The sequence below is a fragment of the Rhizobium sp. CFBP 13726 genome (assembly GCF_014841925.1).
Taxonomy (GTDB): Bacteria; Pseudomonadota; Alphaproteobacteria; order Rhizobiales; family Rhizobiaceae; genus Neorhizobium; species Neorhizobium soli.
Window position 1 is genome coordinate 1,042,948 of record NZ_JACYUU010000001.1, and the last position, 17,420, is coordinate 1,060,367.

The following is a 17,420-nucleotide window of genomic DNA, read 5'->3' on the forward strand; positions in this document are numbered from 1 at the left end:
AATGGCGGATCAGATCAGACGTCTGCGGCGACGCGGACGGAAACGATCGAGTCCGGATCCTTGACCGGCTCGCCCTTCTTGATCAGGTCGATGATGTCCATGCCTTCGATGACCTGGCCCCAGACCGTGTACTGCTTGTTCAGCCAAGGAGCATCGGTAAAGCAGATGAAGAACTGCGAGTTTGCGGAGTTCGGGCTCTGCGAACGGGCCATCGAGCATGTGCCGCGGATATGCGATACAGCCGAGAATTCAGCCTTCAGGTCAGGCTTGTCGGAGCCGCCCATGCCGGCGCGCGAAGGGTTGAAGTCCGCTCCACCCTGCTTGCCGAACTTGACGTCGCCGGTCTGCGCCATGAAATCCGGAATGACGCGGTGGAATACAACGCCGTCATAGGCGGTTTCGCGGGCCAGTTCCTTGATGCGCGCAACATGCTCAGGTGCCAGATCCGGCAGGAGCGAGATGACGACCTTGCCCTTGGTGGTTTCCATGATGAGGGTGTTTTCGGGATCCTTGATCTCGGCCATGGTATTTCTCCTTGATTATCTCTGTCTCAGGACATCAGCCCTATGGGCCGTTGCCGTTTCAATCGACTGTTAGTCGATCATTTCTTGCCGACGGTCACCTTGACCATCTTGTCGGGATTGGTGACTTCGCCATTGCTGCCATCGCCGCGCTTGATCTTGTCCACGGCTTCCATGCCGGACACGACCTTGCCGATTACGGTGTACTGACCGTTCAGGAACGGGCCTTCATCGAACATGATGAAGAACTGCGAGTTGGCAGAATTCGGGCTCTGCGAACGGGCCATGCCGACAGTGCCGCGCTCGAACGGCGTCTTGGAAAACTCTGCGGGAAGATCGGCAAGATCCGAGCCGCCGGTGCCGGCGCGCGAAGCATTGAAGCTCGGGCCGCCCTGCTTGCCGAACTTGACGTCGCCGGTCTGGGCCATGAAGCCATCGATGACGCGGTGGAATATGACGTTGTCATAGGCACCCTTGGCAGCCAGCGCCTTCACCTGCGCAACGTGCTTCGGTGCCGACTCCGGCATCAGCTGGATCACGACCGGGCCATCCTTCAACTGGATGGTCAGAAAATCGTCTGCCGCCGCAACGGCTGTTCCGACCGTGGCAGCGAGCGCGAGGGCGCCGGCTATGGCGAGGCGAAGCAGTTTCATCAGAAAACTCCTGTTATCTTTTGTCGCAGAATCAGCGTTTGTGCTTTTCGTTCAGGGCGCGCAGTACCACAGCCGGCACGAATTCACCGACATTGCCGCCCATGGCAGCGATCTGGCGGACCAATGTGGCCGTTATGGGCCGGGAGGCGGCCGCAGAGGGCAGGAATACCGTCTGAAGGTCTGGCGCCATTGTCCGGTTCATGCTGGCCATCTGAACCTCATAGTCGAAATCGGTCCCGTCGCGCAGGCCCCGCACCAGGATTGTCGCCCCCTGCTCCCGGGCAGCGTCGATCACCAATCCTTCGAAGGAAACCACCGAAAGACTGTCGCGGCGAGCAGGCAGAGCCTCCGAAAGTGCCGCTGCGATCAATGCCGCGCGCTCCTTGAAGCTGAATACCGGCACCTTGCCCGGATGAACACCGATTGCCACCACCACCCGTTCAGCGATGTTCAGCGCCTGCACGAGAATATCGAGATGGCCGTTTGTCATCGGGTCGAATGAGCCGGGATAAAGAGCGATCGTCATACCGAAGTCGGAGCCTGTTCCAGCTGAATTTCAACGGCCTTTTGTCATGGAAGGCCGCCCGCTGCAAGGCTTTCCCAAAAACTGAACGAAAGATGAATGCGTCGTTCAATGCCGTTTCAGCCGGCTCATGTTTAACTGACAAACATGACAGGGCGAGATCATCGTCCCGCTGAGTTGAGAGACACGGAAATGCTGGCTTTGATGATTTTCGCTGCAATCGTTGCAGCGCTTTTATTGGACGCCGCGATTTACGTATTCGGATCGGCAGACCTCTGAGAAGTGGAAACGCGATCCGGAATCTGAACGCCAGATGAACACGCCATTCAAGCATGCTTCAGAGCCGTTCAGATAGGTCACTCCCATAATGTGGTGTCGCTGCGCGCAGTTCACGCGCTCAGGCAATTAAAAGGATAATCGGATATGATGATCGCAAACAAAAAGATGACTATGCCCGACAAGATCACCATGATTAACCTCGTATGGAGCGCCATGATTGCTGTCATGTTGACGGCGACGGTCACTCTCTACCAGGACCGCTCGGATGTCGACGGCTCCAACTACCCGCAGGTTACCGGTCGTTACAGCGACATCTCCTACTATTGATCGCCTGCCGCAAGGAGCTGGACTGGGACCTCATCCCTTTGGCCGCTCCTCTGAAACATCCGCGATCACAGAAACCGCAATCGTGCCCCCTGCTCTTTGGGCACGTTGTCGGGAAGATCTAGAGCGACAAGCCACAGCATTATTTTCGTGAACGGTAGCGAACAGGGCGCGATGCCCTTTCCGCGCGAAGCGGCTCAAACAAAGCCGGAGGATGGTTTCCCATCCTCCGGCTTTTTCGTTGTTGATGTCCTCTGCCCTCCGGAAGGACGCGACCTACTCGGTCGCATCCCAATCCAATGATCGAACACCGCGCCACTAGTTTGATCGCCGGTGCCAAATACTGGCGAGATGCCCAACCCCATGGAGCTACTCAAACAAAAGCCGGAGGATGGTTTCCCATCCTCCGGCTTTTTTCGTTTTTCTCGTCTTTTGCCGTCCGGGTGGACGCGACCTATTCGGTCGCATCCCCGTCAGCATCAGGCGTATCGGCTTCGGGCGCGTCGGTGTCGGTATCGGGAGCAATCCCGAGGTCACCGGTTTCGGCCGAGATCTCACCCGGCAACTCGCCGTTCTCGTCTTCGTTCTCAGGCTCGCTGATGCGCTCGACGGAGACCACCTTCTCATCCTTGTGGGTCGAGAAGATCGTGACGCCCTTCGTCGCACGGCTGGCAATGCGAATGCCGCCAACCGGAACACGGATCAGAACGCCGCCATTCGAAACGAGCATGATCTGGTCACCCTCGTCGATCGGGAAGGCGGCCACGAGTTCGCCGATTTCCGCAGTCTTCGAGGTATCGGTGGCACGGATACCCTTGCCGCCACGGCCCGAGGTGCGGAAGTCATAGGAAGACGAGCGCTTGCCGTAGCCTTTTTCCGAAACCGTCAGCACGAACTGTTCGTGTTGCTTCAGGTATTCGTAGCGCTCATCGGAGAGCTGTCCCTCTTCGGTGACTTCCTCACCAACCAGAGCGATATCCTCTTCGTCCACTCCGGCAGCACGGCGCTCGATCGCCGAGCGCTTGAGGTAAGCTGCACGTTCCCACGGCTCGGCATCGACATGCCCGACAATCGTCATCGAGATGATGCGGTCGCCTTCGGCCAGATTGATACCGCGGACACCGATGGAATTACGGCCGGCAAAGACGCGGACCTCTTCGACCGGGAAGCGGATCGCCTGTCCAAGCGCGGTTGTCAGCAACACGTCGTCGCCGGGCTCGTTGAGGTCGAGGTTCGGACCGCTGCAGGTCTCGACGGAGAGGATTTCGTCACCCTCCTCCTCGAGCTTCATGGCGATCTTGCCGTTGCGGTTGACCTGCACGAAGTCCGAAAGCTTGTTGCGGCGAACCGTGCCGCGTGTCGTGGAGAACATCACGTCGAGGTTATCCCAGGACGTTTCGTCTTCGGGCAACGGCATGATCGTGGTGATGCGCTCGCCGGCTTCCAGCGGCAGCATGTTGATAAGGGCCTTGCCGCGCGATTGCGGCGTGCCGATCGGCAGGCGCCAGACCTTTTCCTTGTAGACGATGCCACGCGAGGAGAAGAACAGGACCGGCGTATGGGTGTTGACCACGAATAGCCGGGTAACGAAATCCTCGTCACGCGTCGCCATACCGGAGCGACCCTTGCCGCCACGACGCTGGGCGCGATACGTCGCCAGCGGAACACGCTTGATATAGCCAAGATGCGAAACGGTAACGACCATGTCCTCGCGGGCAATCAGGTCCTCGTCATCCATTTCGAGACCACCTTCGAGGATCTCGGTGCGGCGTGGTGTACCGAATTCGTCGCGAACGGCGATGAGTTCGTCCTTGACGATCTGCTGGATGCGAACCCGTGACGACAGGATGTCGAGATAGTCGGAAATCTCGGCGCCGATCTTGTTCAGCTCGTCGCCGATTTCATCGCGGCCGAGCGCCGTGAGGCGGGCAAGACGCAGTTCGAGAATCGCGCGGGCCTGTTCCTCGGAGAGGTTGTAGGTCAGGTCCTCGTTGATCTTGTGACGCGGATCGTCGATGAGCCGGATAAGAGCCTCGACGTCATGGGCCGGCCAGCGGCGCGTCATCAACTGCTCGCGCGCCGTCGCAGGATCCGGTGCACGGCGGATGAGCGCAATGACTTCATCGATATTGGCAACGGCGATCGCCAGACCCACCAACACGTGCGCACGCTCGCGCGCCTTGCGCAGCAGGTATTTCGTGCGGCGGCTGACGACTTCCTCGCGGAAGGACACAAAGGCCTTCAGCATGTCGATCAGCGCCAGCTGCTCCGGCTTGCCGCCATTGAGCGCCACCATGTTGCAGCCGAACGACGTCTGCAGTGGCGTGTAGCGGTAGAGCTGGTTCAAAATGACGTCGGCATTCGCATCGCGCTTCAGTTCGACGACGACGCGGTAACCCTGTCTGTCGGACTCGTCGCGCAGATCGGAAATCCCTTCGATCCGCTTTTCACGGACGAGCTCACCAATCTTTTCGACCATCGAGGCCTTGTTCACCTGGTAGGGAACTTCGGTGATGATGATCTGCTCGCGGTCGCCGCGCAAAGGTTCGATCGTCGCACGACCGCGCATCATGACAGAGCCGCGGCCCGTCTCGTAAGCCAGCCGAATGCCGGCACGGCCAAGGATCATTGCACCTGTCGGAAAGTCCGGACCGGGAATGATCTGCATCAGCTCGGGCAGTTCGATCGCCGGATTGTCCATCATCGCGATGCAGCCGTCGATCACTTCCGACAGATTGTGCGGCGGGATGTTGGTCGCCATGCCGACGGCGATGCCGCCTGCGCCATTGACGAGCAGGTTCGGGAATTTCGCCGGCAGAACCACCGGTTCCGACAGGGTGCCGTCATAGTTGTCGCGGAAATCGACGGTTTCCTTGTCGAGATCGTCGAGTAGCGCATGGGCCGACTTTTCAAGCCTGCACTCGGTGTAGCGCTCGGCCGCCGGCGGATCCCCGTCGATCGATCCGAAATTGCCCTGTCCGTCGATCAGCGGCAATCGCAGCGACCAGTCCTGCGCCATACGTGCCAGCGCATCATAGATCGCGGAGTTGCCGTGCGGATGGAATTTACCCATCACGTCACCGGTTACGCGGGCGCATTTGACGTATTTCTTGTTCCAGTCGATCCCGAGCTCGGACATGCCGAACATGATGCGCCGGTGAACGGGCTTCAGTCCGTCACGAACGTCGGGAAGTGCGCGGCTGACGATCACGCTCATCGCATAATCGAGATAGGACCGCTGCATCTCTTCCATAATGGAAATGGGTTCGATGCCTGGAGGCAGCTTTCCGCCGCCGGGTGTGCTTTGCTCAGTCAAATCGGATCACGATCTCTGTTCGGAATCATTTGAATTTTTATAGCGGAAAGCGGCTCCGGGCGCCAATTTCCACTGAATTTGCTTTGTAGTTGTGAACAGGTTTTGCGGCATTTGGAAGGTGTTTGCCACGATCGTTGGATACATTCGTTGCAAGACTTCCCTAAAGCGCCCGGCTGTCCTAACAATCTTATCATTGAACGGCAAGCCGAGCGTCCTCTAGGAGTATCCATGGCCTCACCCGATGCTCTCATCAACGCGTTGACCACTTTGTTGGTCACGCTCGACCCGCCGGGTCTGGCGCCGGTCTTTCTGGGCCTGACGGTCGGCATGACGACGGCACAACGGCGCTTTGTCGCTTTTCGCGGTGCGCTGATCGCGTTCGGGATCCTCGCGGTGTTTGCCCTGTTCGGATCGAGCGTTCTCGGCCTGCTCGGCATCTCGATCGGCGCCTTCCGCATCGCGGGCGGCCTGCTGCTGTTCTGGATCTCGTTCGAAATGGTTTTCGAGAAGCGCCAGGAGCGAAAGGAAAAGACGTCGCAAAAGGCGGTCACGATCGACCACATCCACGATATCGCCGTGTTTCCGCTCGCCTTGCCGCTGATCGCCGGCCCCGGAGCGATTTCCGCGACCGTCCTTTTGTCCGGAACATTCACCAGCGCTCTCGACCGCGCCCTTCTTATCGGTGTCCTCGCGCTGATCATGGTGGTGCTCTACGCAACGCTTCTGATCGCGGAAAAGCTCGACCGTTTCCTGGGTGTGACAGGGCGCGCGATCCTCACCCGGCTTCTCGGAGTCATCCTTGCTGCCTTGTCCGTTCAGTTCGTGGTCGATGGCATCCGGTCGGCATTCGCGATACCCTGATCCTTTCTGAGACGGACGGCCGAAAGCTCAATCCATGCACATTCTGAACCGTCTCATCGGACAGGCACCGAACCCGATCAGCATGAGGGAACGGCTTCGCTCTGCGGGCGGCGCCTTGCTCGGCATTTCCCTGACGGGACTGGGCGGAAGTCTCGTCGTCGGCTTCGAACCGTCATTGCCGGCACTGATCGCCCCGATGGGTGCCTCCGCCGTGCTGCTCTTTGCCGTCCCCTCGAGCCCGCTCGCACAACCCTGGTCCATCCTCGGCGGCAATATTCTCTCGGCCACTGTCGGCGTCACAGTCGCTGCGCTCGTGCCAGACCCTGCCCTCGCCTCAGGCCTCGCCATTGGCATAGCGATCGCGGCGATGATGGCGCTGCGCTGCCTGCACCCGCCAAGCGGTGCGATTGCCCTGACGGCCGTGCTTGGCGGCCCGTCCATCCACGCGATGGGATACGGATTCGTCCTCTGGCCGGTTCTGGGCAACTCGCTGGCTTTGCTGCTGCTTGCGATCATTCTCAACAATCTGGCAGGCCGGCGCTATCCGCATGCGCCCGCTACGCCTTCCCCTTCGCACGGCACCAAGGATCCGCCGCCGAGCGGCCGTATCGGGTTCCGCCGGGAGGATCTCGACGCCGTCCTCAGGGACTATGATCAGGTCCTCGATATCGATCGCAGCGACCTCGAAACAATTATTCGCCTGACCGAACTGCGCTCCTACCGCCAGCGCGCCAGCCACCTCACCTGCGCCGACGTCATGTCCCGCGACGTGATCGCGGTGTCACCGGATGATCCCCTGGGGAAGGCGCATCAGTCCATGCGCAACCACCGTCTGAAGGCCCTGCCCGTCACCAACGAAAAGGCTGAGGTGGTCGGCATCGTTACGCAGACGGATTTTCTGGACAAGCCAATCTGGACCGGCGGTCGCCCGACGATCGGCCCGCGCCAGCGTTTGCGCCTGATGATGCAAGGCGCAACAGCGCCAAACCATATCGTAAGGGATATCATGACTGCGCCGGTCCGGACGATCGAGCCGTCGGCACCGCTCAACGACGCGGTCGTCATGTTTGCGGAGGAAGGCCTGCACTACCTGCCGATCGTCGGCGAGAACGGCAAACTCGCCGGGATACTCTCGCAGTCCGACGTGCTTGTAGCGATGCTTTCGGACCGTGCCACTCATGCTCCAACCGAACATGAAAAAGGCGCCTGAGCGGCGCCTTTTTTTGATCAGAATGGGATGTCGTCGTCGAGGTCGCGGGAGAAGTTCCCGCCGCCACCACCGGAGGACTGGCCACCCTGGCTGCCCTGAGCACCGCGCCCTGCCGGTGCTCCACCCCCGGAACGCGGACGATCATAGTCATCGCCGCCGCCACCGTAGTTGCCGCCGAAATCACCGCCACCGCCGCCGAAGTCGCTTGCGCCACCACGTGCGCCGCCGCGCTCACCGCCGCCTTCGCCACGACCGTCGAGCATTGTCAGGGTCGAGTTGAAGCCCTGCAGCACGATTTCGGTTGAATAACGATCGTTGCCGGTCTGGTCCTGCCATTTGCGGGTCTGCAGTGCGCCTTCTATATAAAGCTTGGCGCCCTTTTTGACATACTGCTCGACGACCTTGCAGAGGCCTTCGTTGAACACGACGACCGTATGCCATTCTGTCTTTTCGCGACGCTCGCCCGACGTACGATCGCGCCAGCTTTCCGACGTGGCGATGCGCAGGTTTGCAATCGGGCGGCCATCCTGCGTCCGGCGGATTTCCGGGTCGGCGCCGACATTGCCCACCAGAATGACTTTGTTCACGCTGCCCGCCATCGTATTCACCTCGTTTGCCGCCAAGCGCGGCTTTGAAAACCAATTACCCACCTTAAACCATCGACCGCCCGGATTGGGCAATGCCGAGCTTTAATCCACAGTGAATTTTGTTCTTTCTTTGTTCTATTTTCTTCGTATAGTTCTGTCAAGCATTCGGAACCGGGTTGCGTTGCAACAGTTTCGTCTCGACAGGCGGCTTTCGATAACTACATAAGGACCTTCGATCCTCCCCGAAGGCATAACGATGAGCGAACTCAAAACCATTTCCATCCGTGGTGCGCGCGAGCACAATCTGAAGGGTATCGATCTCGATCTGCCCCGCAACTCGCTGATCGTGATGACCGGCCTGTCCGGCTCAGGCAAGTCGTCGCTTGCGTTCGACACGATCTATGCCGAGGGACAGCGACGCTATGTCGAAAGCCTGTCGGCCTATGCTCGCCAGTTTCTTGAGATGATGCAGAAGCCTGACGTCGACCAGATCGAAGGCCTGTCGCCGGCGATCTCGATCGAGCAGAAGACGACCTCGCGAAATCCCCGCTCGACGGTCGGCACGGTCACCGAGATCTACGACTATATGCGCCTGCTATTTGCGCGCGTCGGCGTTCCCTATTCGCCAGCGACGGGTCTTCCGATCGAGAGCCAGACCGTCAGCCAGATGGTCGACAGGGTCCTTGCTTTCGAAGAGGGCACCCGTCTTTATATTCTCGCGCCGATGATCCGCGGGCGCAAAGGCGAGTACAAGAAGGAACTCGCCGAGCTGATGAAGAAGGGTTTTCAGCGCGTCAAGGTGGATGGCCAGTTCTACGAAATCTCCGACGTTCCAGCGCTCGACAAGAAATACAAACACGACATCGACGTCGTTGTGGACCGCCTTGTGGTGCGTTCCGACATTGCCGCGCGCCTCGCCGACAGCCTTGAGACATCGCTGAAACTGGCGGATGGCCTGGCCGTTGCGGAGTTCGCCGACAAGCCTCTGCCGGAGAAGGAAACCTCCGCAGGCGGATCTGCCAACAAGTCGCTCAACGAAACCCATGAACGGGTTCTGTTTTCGGAAAAATTCGCCTGCCCTGTGTCCGGATTCACCATTCCGGAGATCGAGCCGCGGCTGTTCTCCTTCAACAATCCCTTCGGTGCCTGCCCCACCTGCGATGGTCTCGGATCACAGCAGAAGGTGGACCGGAACATGATCGTGCCGGAACCCGGCCGGACCCTGAAGGATGGCGCGATCGCGCCCTGGGCGAAGTCCACCTCGCCCTATTACAACCAGACGCTTGAGGGTCTCGGCAAGGTCTTCGGTTTCAAGCTGACGGACCGCTGGGACAAGCTGTCGGATAGCGCCCGCTCGGCGATCCTCGAGGGCACCGAGGAAAAGATCGAGTTCAACTACGCCGATGGTGCCAGGTCCTACAAGACGACCAAGACGTTCGAAGGCATCGTTCCCAATCTCGAACGGCGCTGGAAGGAAACCGACAGTGCCTGGGCGCGCGAGGAGATCGAGCGCTACATGTCGGCCGCTCCATGCCCGTCCTGTGCCGGCTATCGCCTGAAGCCGGAAGCGCTGGCGGTCAAGATCAATAAGCTGCATATCGGCCAGACGACAGAAATGTCGATCCGTCTGGCACGCGACTGGTTTGCGGCGCTCCCCGAGCACCTGAACGCGAAGCAGAACGAGATCGCTGTCCGTATCCTCAAGGAGATCCGCGAGCGCCTTCAGTTCCTGAACGACGTCGGGCTCGACTATCTCAGCCTGTCGCGAAACTCCGGCACGCTCTCCGGTGGCGAGAGCCAGCGCATCCGTCTGGCATCGCAAATCGGTTCCGGCCTCACGGGCGTGCTCTACGTGCTGGACGAGCCATCTATCGGCCTCCACCAGCGCGACAATGCCCGCCTGCTCGAAACGCTGAAGCATCTGCGTGACATCGGCAATACTGTCATCGTCGTGGAACATGACGAAGACGCCATTATGACCGCCGATTACGTCGTCGATATCGGCCCTGCCGCCGGCATCCACGGCGGCACGGTCGTCGCCGAAGGCACGCCGCAGCAGGTCATGGCAAACCCCAAGTCACTGACCGGTAAATACCTGTCGGGCGAACTCGGGGTCGCAGTTCCCACTGAGCGGCGCAAGGTCAAAAAAGGCAAGGAACTCAAGGTTTTCGGAGCCCGCGGCAACAACCTCAAGAACGTTACCGCGGCGGTACCGCTCGGCGTTTTTACCGCCGTGACCGGCGTATCGGGTGGCGGCAAGTCGACCTTCCTGATCGAAACGCTCTACAAGTCGGCCGCACGCCGCGTCATGGGCGCGAGAGAAATCCCGGCCGAGCACGATCGGATCGACGGGTTCGAGCATATCGACAAGGTGATCGATATCGACCAGTCGCCGATCGGTCGCACACCGCGCTCCAACCCGGCCACTTATACCGGTGCCTTCACCCCCATCCGCGACTGGTTTGCCGGCCTGCCGGAAGCCAAGGCCCGCGGTTACGCACCCGGCCGCTTCTCCTTCAACGTCAAGGGCGGCCGTTGCGAGGCCTGCCAGGGCGACGGCGTCATCAAGATCGAGATGCACTTCCTGCCGGATGTCTATGTCACCTGTGATGTCTGCCACGGCAAACGCTACAACCGCGAAACGCTCGACGTGCATTTCAAGGGCAAGTCGATCGCCGATGTCCTGGACATGACGGTCGAGGAAGGTGTCGAGTTCTTTGCCGCGGTTCCGGCCGTGCGCGACAAGCTGCAATCGCTGTTCGATGTCGGTCTCGGCTATATCAAGGTCGGTCAACAGGCAAACACGCTCTCAGGCGGCGAAGCGCAGCGCGTCAAGCTCGCCAAGGAGCTGTCGAAGCGTGCCACCGGCCGCACCCTCTATATTCTCGATGAGCCAACCACGGGCCTGCATTTCCACGACGTCGCGAAACTTCTGGAAATGCTGCACGAGCTGGTCAACCAGGGCAATTCGGTCGTGGTCATCGAGCACAATCTCGAAGTCATCAAGACCGCCGATTGGGTTATCGACATTGGCCCCGAAGGCGGCACGGGTGGTGGGGAGATTGTTGCCTGCGGCACGCCGGAACAGGTCGTCAAGGAGAAGCGCTCCTATACCGGCCAGTTCCTTAAGGAGCTTCTGGAACGGCGTCCGGTCAAGAAAGTCCAAGCGGCAGAATAGTTTTTACCGCCGCCAATACCTGTTCCGGGGAGATGAGTGATGACACCAGGCATAATTCGAACAGGTATCGGCGGCTGGACCTTCGCGCCTTGGGAGGGCACGTTCTATCCGGACAAGCTGGCGAAGAAACGCCAGCTTGAATATGCGGCGTCCAAGCTCAAGGTCATCGAGGTCAACGGCACCTATTACGGGTCGCAAAAGCCCGAGACTTTTGCGAAATGGGCGTCCGAAGTGCCTGACGGATTCATCTTCTCGCTCAAAGCCAGCCGCTACACTACCAACCGCAAGGTCCTGGCCGAGGCGGGCGAATCGATCGAACGCTTCCTGCAGCAGGGGCTCGTCGAACTCGGCGACCATCTTGGGCCGTTGCTGTGGCAGTTCGCGCCGACCAAGAAATTCGAGCCTGACGATTTCGAAGCGTTTCTGAAGCTGCTGCCGGACGCGCTGGAAGGGCTGCCTTTACGCCACGTCGTCGAGGTCAGGCACGACAGCTTCAAGGTTCCGGAATTCGTCGAGCTTCTCGCGAAATACAATGTCGCGCCCGTCTGCGCCGATCATTTCGACTATCCGATGATCGCCGACGTTACCGCTGATTTCGTCTATGCGCGGCTGCAAAAAGGGTCGGACGAGATCGAAACCTGTTACACGAAGCCGGATATGAAAGATTGGGCGAAAAGGTTGAAAACCTGGTCTGCCGGTAGCGTCCCCGACGATCTGCCTTTGATCGACGAAACGCGTAAGCCCGCCCAGACGGCGCGCGACGTCTACGCCTTCTTCATTCACGAGGGCAAGGTCAACGCCCCCGGCGGCGCAATGGCCATGCAGGAGATGCTAGACGCCAAGAGCTAGGGCTTTCTGTTCGGCATGATCCCTGCTCTCTTGGCCAGATCTTCCGCGGTCATGTCTGGGGTCAGGCTATTGGCCGCTTCGCCGTGCAGGTAGACGCCTGCCGCCGCGGCCTCGAAGGCGGGCATGCCCTGGGCGAGCAGCGCTCCGATCATTCCGGCGAGCACATCTCCGGAGCCTGCGGTGGCAAGCCAGGGCGGCGCATTCGTGTTGATCAGGGCGCGGCCATCGGGTGAAGCGATCACCGTGTCTGCACCCTTGTAGACGATGACGGCGTTGGCCCGCGCCGAGGCTTTCAGCGCCTTCTCGGGCTTGCTGAGTTCTTTGTCCTTAGCCAAATCCGGAAACAGCCGCGCAAACTCCCCCTCATGTGGGGTCAGTACCAGGCGCGTCTCGCCCTCCGAGAAGGCTGAAAACAGCGTATCAGGATCGTCCTTGAACGAGGAAATGCCGTCCGCGTCCAGCACCAGCCGCTTGCCCTTCAGTGCCAGCACGAACTCGCGGGCTTTCTCCCCGACGCCGAACCCCGGGCCGAGCACGAAGGCGGAGAGTTTTGCCGAACCCAGCCAGTCGGCGAGGTCTGCGACATCGTCGATTGCATGAAGCATGATTGCTGTCAGCGAGGCGGCATTGACGGAAAGTGCGTCCGTTGGGCTTGCAACGGTAACGAGCCCTGCCCCGCGCTTCAGACCCGCCGTCGCCGAAAGCCGGGCTGCGCCCGTCTTGTCCGCGGGACCGCTGAACACGACCAGATGTCCACGCGTATACTTGTGGCTGTCACCCAATGGTGACGGCACAGCTGAGCTCCAGATCGACGGCGCGTTCTCGGCAAGACTGCCGGCCTTGCTCAAAACGATTCGACGGGGGATGCCGATATCGAAAACCTCAAGTTCACCGCAGAGCTCGCGTCCCGGCATGAGGACGTGGCCAGGCTTGCGCGCAACGAATGTCACCGTCCGATCTGCACGCAACGCCGCGCCAAGCGCCACACCGCGCCGGCCGCATAGTCCAGACGGCAGATCGACGGCAAGCACGGGTGTATTGGTGGCTGCCAGACGATCAGCGAGTGCCGCCACGCTATCGGAGACGTTTCTGGAGAGCCCTGCCCCGAAGAGCGCATCGATGACGACATCACCAGGCAATGGCACATAATTGTCCAACGGCTGGGTATCGAGCGGGCAGCGTGAACGGGCCTCAAGCGCATCGCCGCGCAGTTGTGCGGGATCCCCGAGACTGTAGACCACGCAGCGTGTGCCGGCCTCGTTCAAGGCCGCCGCTGCGACATAGCCGTCACCGCCATTGTTGCCGGGTCCACACAGGACGACAAAGCGCAACGCGCCGGGAAAGTGTCGAAGAGCCGACGCCGCGACAGCCCGGCCCGCGCGGTCCATCAGCCCTATCGAGGACATGCCTGATGCTGCCGCGGCCGTGTCGACGGCTGCCATATCGTTAGGCGTCAGGAGCAAATGAGCGAATGAATTGGTCATTTGTCTATTCAAAGGCAAAACAGGGGAAATACAAGCGCGATCTTAGTGATCAAGAAATCATCAAATGCACAGAAAACATGCTTATTTAGTAGGTGGACAGGCATGCGCTCGGTGCGGCGGGCGGAAGCGATTTCGGCAAGGATACGGCGTCAGGCGCACAAACCCGGACGTGGCCGACCGCGTTCAGCAGGCAATCCACCGAAAAATGGAAAGTTTTGACGCAAACCCGTGTTATTTTCTGAAAAACGTGAAAGAGTTTGGCACGAATAGTGCATCGGCCTGTTTGGCGGGCATGGGCCTGCGACTGGGAGAAGCGGAGAGTTGGTTTCTCATGAAGAAGATCGAAGCGATCATTAAACCGTTCAAGCTGGATGAAGTGAAGGAAGCCCTTCAGGAAGTCGGCTTGCAAGGGATTACGGTGACCGAGGCCAAGGGCTTTGGACGCCAAAAAGGACATACCGAGCTTTATCGTGGCGCGGAATACGTCGTCGACTTTCTCCCGAAGGTGAAGGTTGAAGTTGTGCTGGCTGACGAGAATGCAGACGCGGTCATTGAGGCCATCCGCAACGCGGCACAGACTGGACGAATTGGAGACGGCAAGATATTCGTTTCCAACGTGGAGGAAGTCATTCGTATTCGCACCGGCGAAACGGGTGTGGACGCTATCTGACCGCACTTTGAAGGCTGATAAGAAGCCGCGCGGACAGTTCATAACAATCATACAGGCGAGGAAAAGGTCATATGACGAGCGCAAGCGAAATCATGAAACAGATCAAGGAAAACGACGTCAAGTTCGTGGACCTGCGCTTTACGGACCCGCGCGGCAAGCTGCAGCACGTGACGATGGACGTCTCGGCCGTCGATGAGGATATGTTCGCCGATGGCGTCATGTTCGACGGCTCCTCGATCGGCGGATGGAAGGCCATCAACGAGTCGGACATGGTGCTGATGCCCGATCCGCAGACCGTGCACATGGACCCGTTTTTCGCGCAATCCACCATGGTCATCGTTTGCGACATTCTCGATCCGATTTCCGGTGAAGCCTACAACCGCGATCCGCGCGGCACGGCCAAGAAGGCCGAGGCCTATCTCAAGGCATCGGGCATCGGCGATACGATTTTCGTCGGCCCCGAGCCTGAATTCTTCGTCTTCGACGACGTCAAGTACAAGGCCGATCCCTACAATACGGGCTTCAAGCTGGACAGTTCGGAACTGCCGTCCAACGACGACACCGATTACGAGACCGGCAACCTCGGCCACCGTCCGCGCGTCAAGGGCGGCTACTTCCCGGTTCCGCCGGTCGATAGCCTTCAGGACATGCGCTCGGAAATGCTCACCGTCCTCACCGAAATGGGCGTGGTCGTCGAAAAGCATCACCATGAAGTCGCCGCCGCCCAGCACGAACTCGGTGTGAAGTTCGATACGCTGGTGCGCAACGCCGACAAGATGCAGATCTACAAATACGTCGTGCATCAGGTCGCCAATGCCTATGGCAAGACGGCTACCTTCATGCCGAAGCCGATCTTCGGCGACAATGGCTCTGGCATGCACGTTCACCAGTCGATCTGGAAGGACGGCAAGCCGACCTTTGCCGGCGACGAGTATGCCGGCCTGTCGGAAAGCTGCCTCTATTACATTGGCGGCATCATCAAGCATGCAAAGGCGATCAACGCCTTTACGAACTCGACGACGAATTCCTACAAGCGTCTCGTCCCAGGTTACGAAGCACCGGTTCTGCTTGCCTACTCGGCCCGCAACCGTTCCGCCTCCTGCCGCATTCCGTTCGGGTCGAACCCGAAGGCAAAGCGCGTCGAAGTCCGCTTCCCAGATCCGGCGCAGAACCCCTATCTCGGTTTTGCCGCCATGCTGATGGCAGGCCTCGACGGCATCAAGAACAAGATCCATCCCGGCAAGGCCATGGACAAGGATCTCTACGACCTGCCGCCGAAGGAACTGCGCAAGATCCCGACGGTCTGCGGTAGCTTGCGCGAAGCGCTCGACAGCCTCGACAAGGATCGCAAGTTCCTCACCGCCGGCGGCGTCTTCGACGACGATCAGATCGACGCCTATATCGAACTGAAGATGGTGGAAGTCATGCGCTTCGAAATGACGCCGCACCCGGTTGAATTCGACATGTACTATTCGGCCTGATCCGCGGACGAACCTGAAAACCAGAAACGGCGGGGCTTACCCGCCGTTTTTCATTCGTGCTTCATCGGAGCAGCAGGCTCCTAACTTGTGGTCACAGGCCCGTGCCTGCGTCACCGCCCCTTGGATTGCCTCATGCGCACCGATACCGGCAGCACGCCCCGTCCCCTCGACTGGCTGATCTTCCTTCTTGTCCCGGTCTTCTTTTCCAGCAATCTCGTTTTCGGTCGCGGCATTGTCGGCGAGATCGGTCCCTATATGACCGCGTTTATCCGCTGGGCAGGCTCGACGCTTATTATGGTGCCGCTGCTCTATATGGATCGTCGCGCTGCTGCGGCCTTTGTGCGGGCCCATACGTGGTTGTGGCTCTGGCTCGGCTTCCTCGGCATGGGCATTTGCGGCGGCTTCGTCTACTGGGCGCTCACCATGACGACGGCCTCGAATGCCACGCTGATCTACAGCACGTCGTCGCTCTTCATCATTCTGCTGGAATGGCTGTTCGCCAGCCGACGCATCAGCATCAAGGAAATCTGCGGCATGGCGCTCGCCTTCGCGGGCGTCGCTGTCATCGTGTTGCGCGGAGATCTGGCTGCCGTTCTTCACATGCGGTTCAATCTCGGGGATCTCGGCATTCTGATCGCTGCGATCGCGTTTGCCTTTTATTCAATTCTGTTACGGCGCCCGGCAGCTCAAGCCGTTCGTCCGCTCACGCTGTTCGGACTGATCGCCTTCTCCGGCTCGCTCATCCTGATCGTGCCGGCGATCTGGGAACTGTTTCACGGCGGTCTTCTTCCCACCAGCCAGTCCGCCTGGATGAAGCTTGCCGGCATCATTCTCTTCGCCTCGCTCGCCGCCTTCTTCTGCTTCCAGCAGGTGGTGCGGATCTTCGGTTCGGTCACGGCGGGGACCACGCTCTACCTCATGCCCCCGGTTTCGATCGTCATGGCCGTGGCGTTTCTCGGCGAAACCTTCGAGGCCTACCATGGTGTCGGCATCGTGTGCGTCCTCGGAGGCGTCATTCTTGCAACGTTGAAGGGAAGACGAGCAGGAACGGGATGAGAACAAAGTGGAACTATCCTTACCACACCGCATTTGCCACTTGAGCAGCAACGGATTTACACCCACATTATGTTGCGAAAGGATGTCGCACCATGAAACAGCGAAATGCCAAGTTTACGATCGGGGAAGTCGTTCGCCACAAGGTGTTCCCGTTCCGCGGCGTCGTGTTCGATGTGGACCCCGAATATGACAATACCGAGGAATGGTGGAACGCGATTCCGGCCGAGATCCGCCCAAGCAAGGATCAGCCCTTCTACCACCTTCTGGCCGAGAACGACGAAACCGAATACGTCGCTTATGTCTCGGAACAGAACCTGGTCCATGACGAGAGCGACCAACCCCTGCGCAACCCGCAGGTCTACCAGATCTTCGACGCCGGCCCCTCCGGCAACCTAAAGCCGAAGGTCATCCTCGCCCATTAATCGGGG

15 protein-coding genes are annotated in these 17,420 nt (G+C 59.6%); 9 read left to right on the forward strand and 6 right to left on the reverse strand.

Annotated features, from left to right (window positions below):
- Nucleotides 1-14: 14 nt before the first annotated feature.
- The 3 genes from IFT66_RS05175 to coaD all read right to left on the reverse strand — a co-directional run bounded on the left by IFT66_RS05175 (nt 15) and on the right by coaD (nt 1,700).
- Nucleotides 15-524, reverse strand: coding sequence for a peptidylprolyl isomerase (locus IFT66_RS05175; RefSeq protein ID WP_062456851.1), 510 nt, complete (start codon nt 522-524; stop codon nt 15-17).
- Between the two features lie 77 nt (nt 525-601).
- The gene (locus IFT66_RS05180; RefSeq protein WP_062456848.1) at nt 602-1,174 is read right to left on the reverse strand and encodes a peptidylprolyl isomerase; all 573 of its coding nucleotides are present in this window, start codon (nt 1,172-1,174) and stop codon (nt 602-604) included.
- A 31-nt stretch (nt 1,175-1,205) separates the two neighbouring features.
- The gene (coaD, locus tag IFT66_RS05185; protein ID WP_192076913.1) at nt 1,206-1,700 is read right to left on the reverse strand and encodes a pantetheine-phosphate adenylyltransferase; all 495 of its coding nucleotides are present in this window, start codon (nt 1,698-1,700) and stop codon (nt 1,206-1,208) included.
- A gap of 420 nt (nt 1,701-2,120) precedes the next feature.
- On the opposite strand from coaD, the gene IFT66_RS05190 reads away from it, so the two are divergent.
- Entirely contained in the window at nt 2,121-2,303 is a 183-nt protein-coding gene (locus IFT66_RS05190) for a hypothetical protein (protein ID WP_192077168.1), read from the forward strand.
- A 451-nt stretch (nt 2,304-2,754) separates the two neighbouring features.
- Here IFT66_RS05190 and gyrA read toward each other — a convergent pair whose 3' ends face one another.
- Entirely contained in the window at nt 2,755-5,616 is a 2,862-nt protein-coding gene (gene gyrA / locus IFT66_RS05195; protein ID WP_092662378.1) for a DNA gyrase subunit A, read from the reverse strand.
- Nucleotides 5,617-5,844: 228 nt separating this feature from the next.
- On the opposite strand from gyrA, the gene IFT66_RS05200 reads away from it, so the two are divergent.
- Nucleotides 5,845-6,477 (forward strand): MarC family protein, encoded by a 633-nt coding sequence (locus IFT66_RS05200; protein ID WP_113110524.1) that lies wholly within the window; start codon nt 5,845-5,847, stop codon nt 6,475-6,477.
- Between the two features lie 34 nt (nt 6,478-6,511).
- Nucleotides 6,512-7,687, forward strand: coding sequence for an HPP family protein (locus IFT66_RS05205; protein ID WP_113110525.1), 1,176 nt, complete (start codon nt 6,512-6,514; stop codon nt 7,685-7,687).
- Between the two features lie 17 nt (nt 7,688-7,704).
- On the opposite strand, the gene IFT66_RS05210 is transcribed toward IFT66_RS05205, so the two are convergent.
- Nucleotides 7,705-8,286 (reverse strand): single-stranded DNA-binding protein, encoded by a 582-nt coding sequence (locus IFT66_RS05210; RefSeq protein ID WP_192076914.1) that lies wholly within the window; start codon nt 8,284-8,286, stop codon nt 7,705-7,707.
- Nucleotides 8,287-8,530: 244 nt separating this feature from the next.
- Here IFT66_RS05210 and uvrA point away from each other — a divergent pair, with 244 nt between their 5' ends.
- Both uvrA and IFT66_RS05220 read left to right on the forward strand, forming a co-directional pair.
- Nucleotides 8,531-11,452, forward strand: coding sequence for an excinuclease ABC subunit UvrA (gene uvrA, locus IFT66_RS05215; protein WP_192076915.1), 2,922 nt, complete (start codon nt 8,531-8,533; stop codon nt 11,450-11,452).
- A gap of 39 nt (nt 11,453-11,491) precedes the next feature.
- On the forward strand, nt 11,492-12,301 hold the full coding sequence (locus IFT66_RS05220; protein ID WP_199864755.1) for a DUF72 domain-containing protein: 810 nt from the start codon (nt 11,492-11,494) through the stop codon (nt 12,299-12,301).
- Here the strand turns inward: IFT66_RS05220 and IFT66_RS05225 are convergent.
- Entirely contained in the window at nt 12,298-13,785 is a 1,488-nt protein-coding gene (locus IFT66_RS05225; protein ID WP_192076917.1) for an NAD(P)H-hydrate dehydratase, read from the reverse strand. The genes IFT66_RS05220 and IFT66_RS05225 overlap by 4 nt on opposite strands.
- Nucleotides 13,786-14,116: 331 nt before the next feature.
- Here IFT66_RS05225 and IFT66_RS05230 point away from each other — a divergent pair, with 331 nt between their 5' ends.
- The 4 genes from IFT66_RS05230 (at nt 14,117) to hspQ (ending at nt 17,414) form a co-directional block, all read left to right on the forward strand.
- A complete protein-coding gene (locus IFT66_RS05230) occupies nt 14,117-14,455 on the forward strand; it encodes a P-II family nitrogen regulator (RefSeq protein WP_007753933.1) in 339 nt (112 codons plus the stop codon).
- A gap of 71 nt (nt 14,456-14,526) precedes the next feature.
- On the forward strand, nt 14,527-15,936 hold the full coding sequence (gene glnA / locus IFT66_RS05235; protein WP_192076918.1) for a type I glutamate--ammonia ligase: 1,410 nt from the start codon (nt 14,527-14,529) through the stop codon (nt 15,934-15,936).
- Between the two features lie 132 nt (nt 15,937-16,068).
- Nucleotides 16,069-16,992, forward strand: a complete 924-nt coding sequence (locus IFT66_RS05240; protein WP_192076919.1) for a DMT family transporter — start codon at nt 16,069-16,071, stop codon at nt 16,990-16,992.
- A 92-nt stretch (nt 16,993-17,084) separates the two neighbouring features.
- Complete coding sequence (gene hspQ, locus IFT66_RS05245; protein ID WP_062456814.1) at nt 17,085-17,414, forward strand: heat shock protein HspQ; 330 nt, start codon at nt 17,085-17,087, stop codon at nt 17,412-17,414.
- The last annotated feature ends 6 nt before the right edge of the window (nt 17,415-17,420 follow it).

Excerpts from the sequence above, each read along its gene's own strand:
- IFT66_RS05240 (WP_192076919.1), top strand. The coding sequence starts at position 16,069 with ATGCGCACCGATACCGGCAGCACGCCCCGTCCCCTCGACTGGCTGATC.
- IFT66_RS05210 (WP_192076914.1), bottom strand. The coding sequence starts at position 8,286 with ATGGCGGGCAGCGTGAACAAAGTCATTCTGGTGGGCAATGTCGGCGCC.
- uvrA (WP_192076915.1), top strand. The coding sequence starts at position 8,531 with ATGAGCGAACTCAAAACCATTTCCATCCGTGGTGCGCGCGAGCACAAT.
- coaD (WP_192076913.1), bottom strand. The coding sequence starts at position 1,700 with ATGACGATCGCTCTTTATCCCGGCTCATTCGACCCGATGACAAACGGC.
- glnA (WP_192076918.1), top strand. The coding sequence starts at position 14,527 with ATGACGAGCGCAAGCGAAATCATGAAACAGATCAAGGAAAACGACGTC.
- IFT66_RS05175 (WP_062456851.1), bottom strand. The coding sequence starts at position 524 with ATGGCCGAGATCAAGGATCCCGAAAACACCCTCATCATGGAAACCACC.
- IFT66_RS05205 (WP_113110525.1), top strand. The coding sequence starts at position 6,512 with ATGCACATTCTGAACCGTCTCATCGGACAGGCACCGAACCCGATCAGC.
- hspQ (WP_062456814.1), top strand. The coding sequence starts at position 17,085 with ATGAAACAGCGAAATGCCAAGTTTACGATCGGGGAAGTCGTTCGCCAC.
- IFT66_RS05200 (WP_113110524.1), top strand. The coding sequence starts at position 5,845 with ATGGCCTCACCCGATGCTCTCATCAACGCGTTGACCACTTTGTTGGTC.
- IFT66_RS05180 (WP_062456848.1), bottom strand. The coding sequence starts at position 1,174 with ATGAAACTGCTTCGCCTCGCCATAGCCGGCGCCCTCGCGCTCGCTGCC.
- IFT66_RS05225 (WP_192076917.1), bottom strand. The coding sequence starts at position 13,785 with ATGACCAATTCATTCGCTCATTTGCTCCTGACGCCTAACGATATGGCA.
- IFT66_RS05230 (WP_007753933.1), top strand. The coding sequence starts at position 14,117 with ATGAAGAAGATCGAAGCGATCATTAAACCGTTCAAGCTGGATGAAGTG.
- IFT66_RS05220 (WP_199864755.1), top strand. The coding sequence starts at position 11,492 with ATGACACCAGGCATAATTCGAACAGGTATCGGCGGCTGGACCTTCGCG.
- IFT66_RS05190 (WP_192077168.1), top strand. The coding sequence starts at position 2,121 with ATGATGATCGCAAACAAAAAGATGACTATGCCCGACAAGATCACCATG.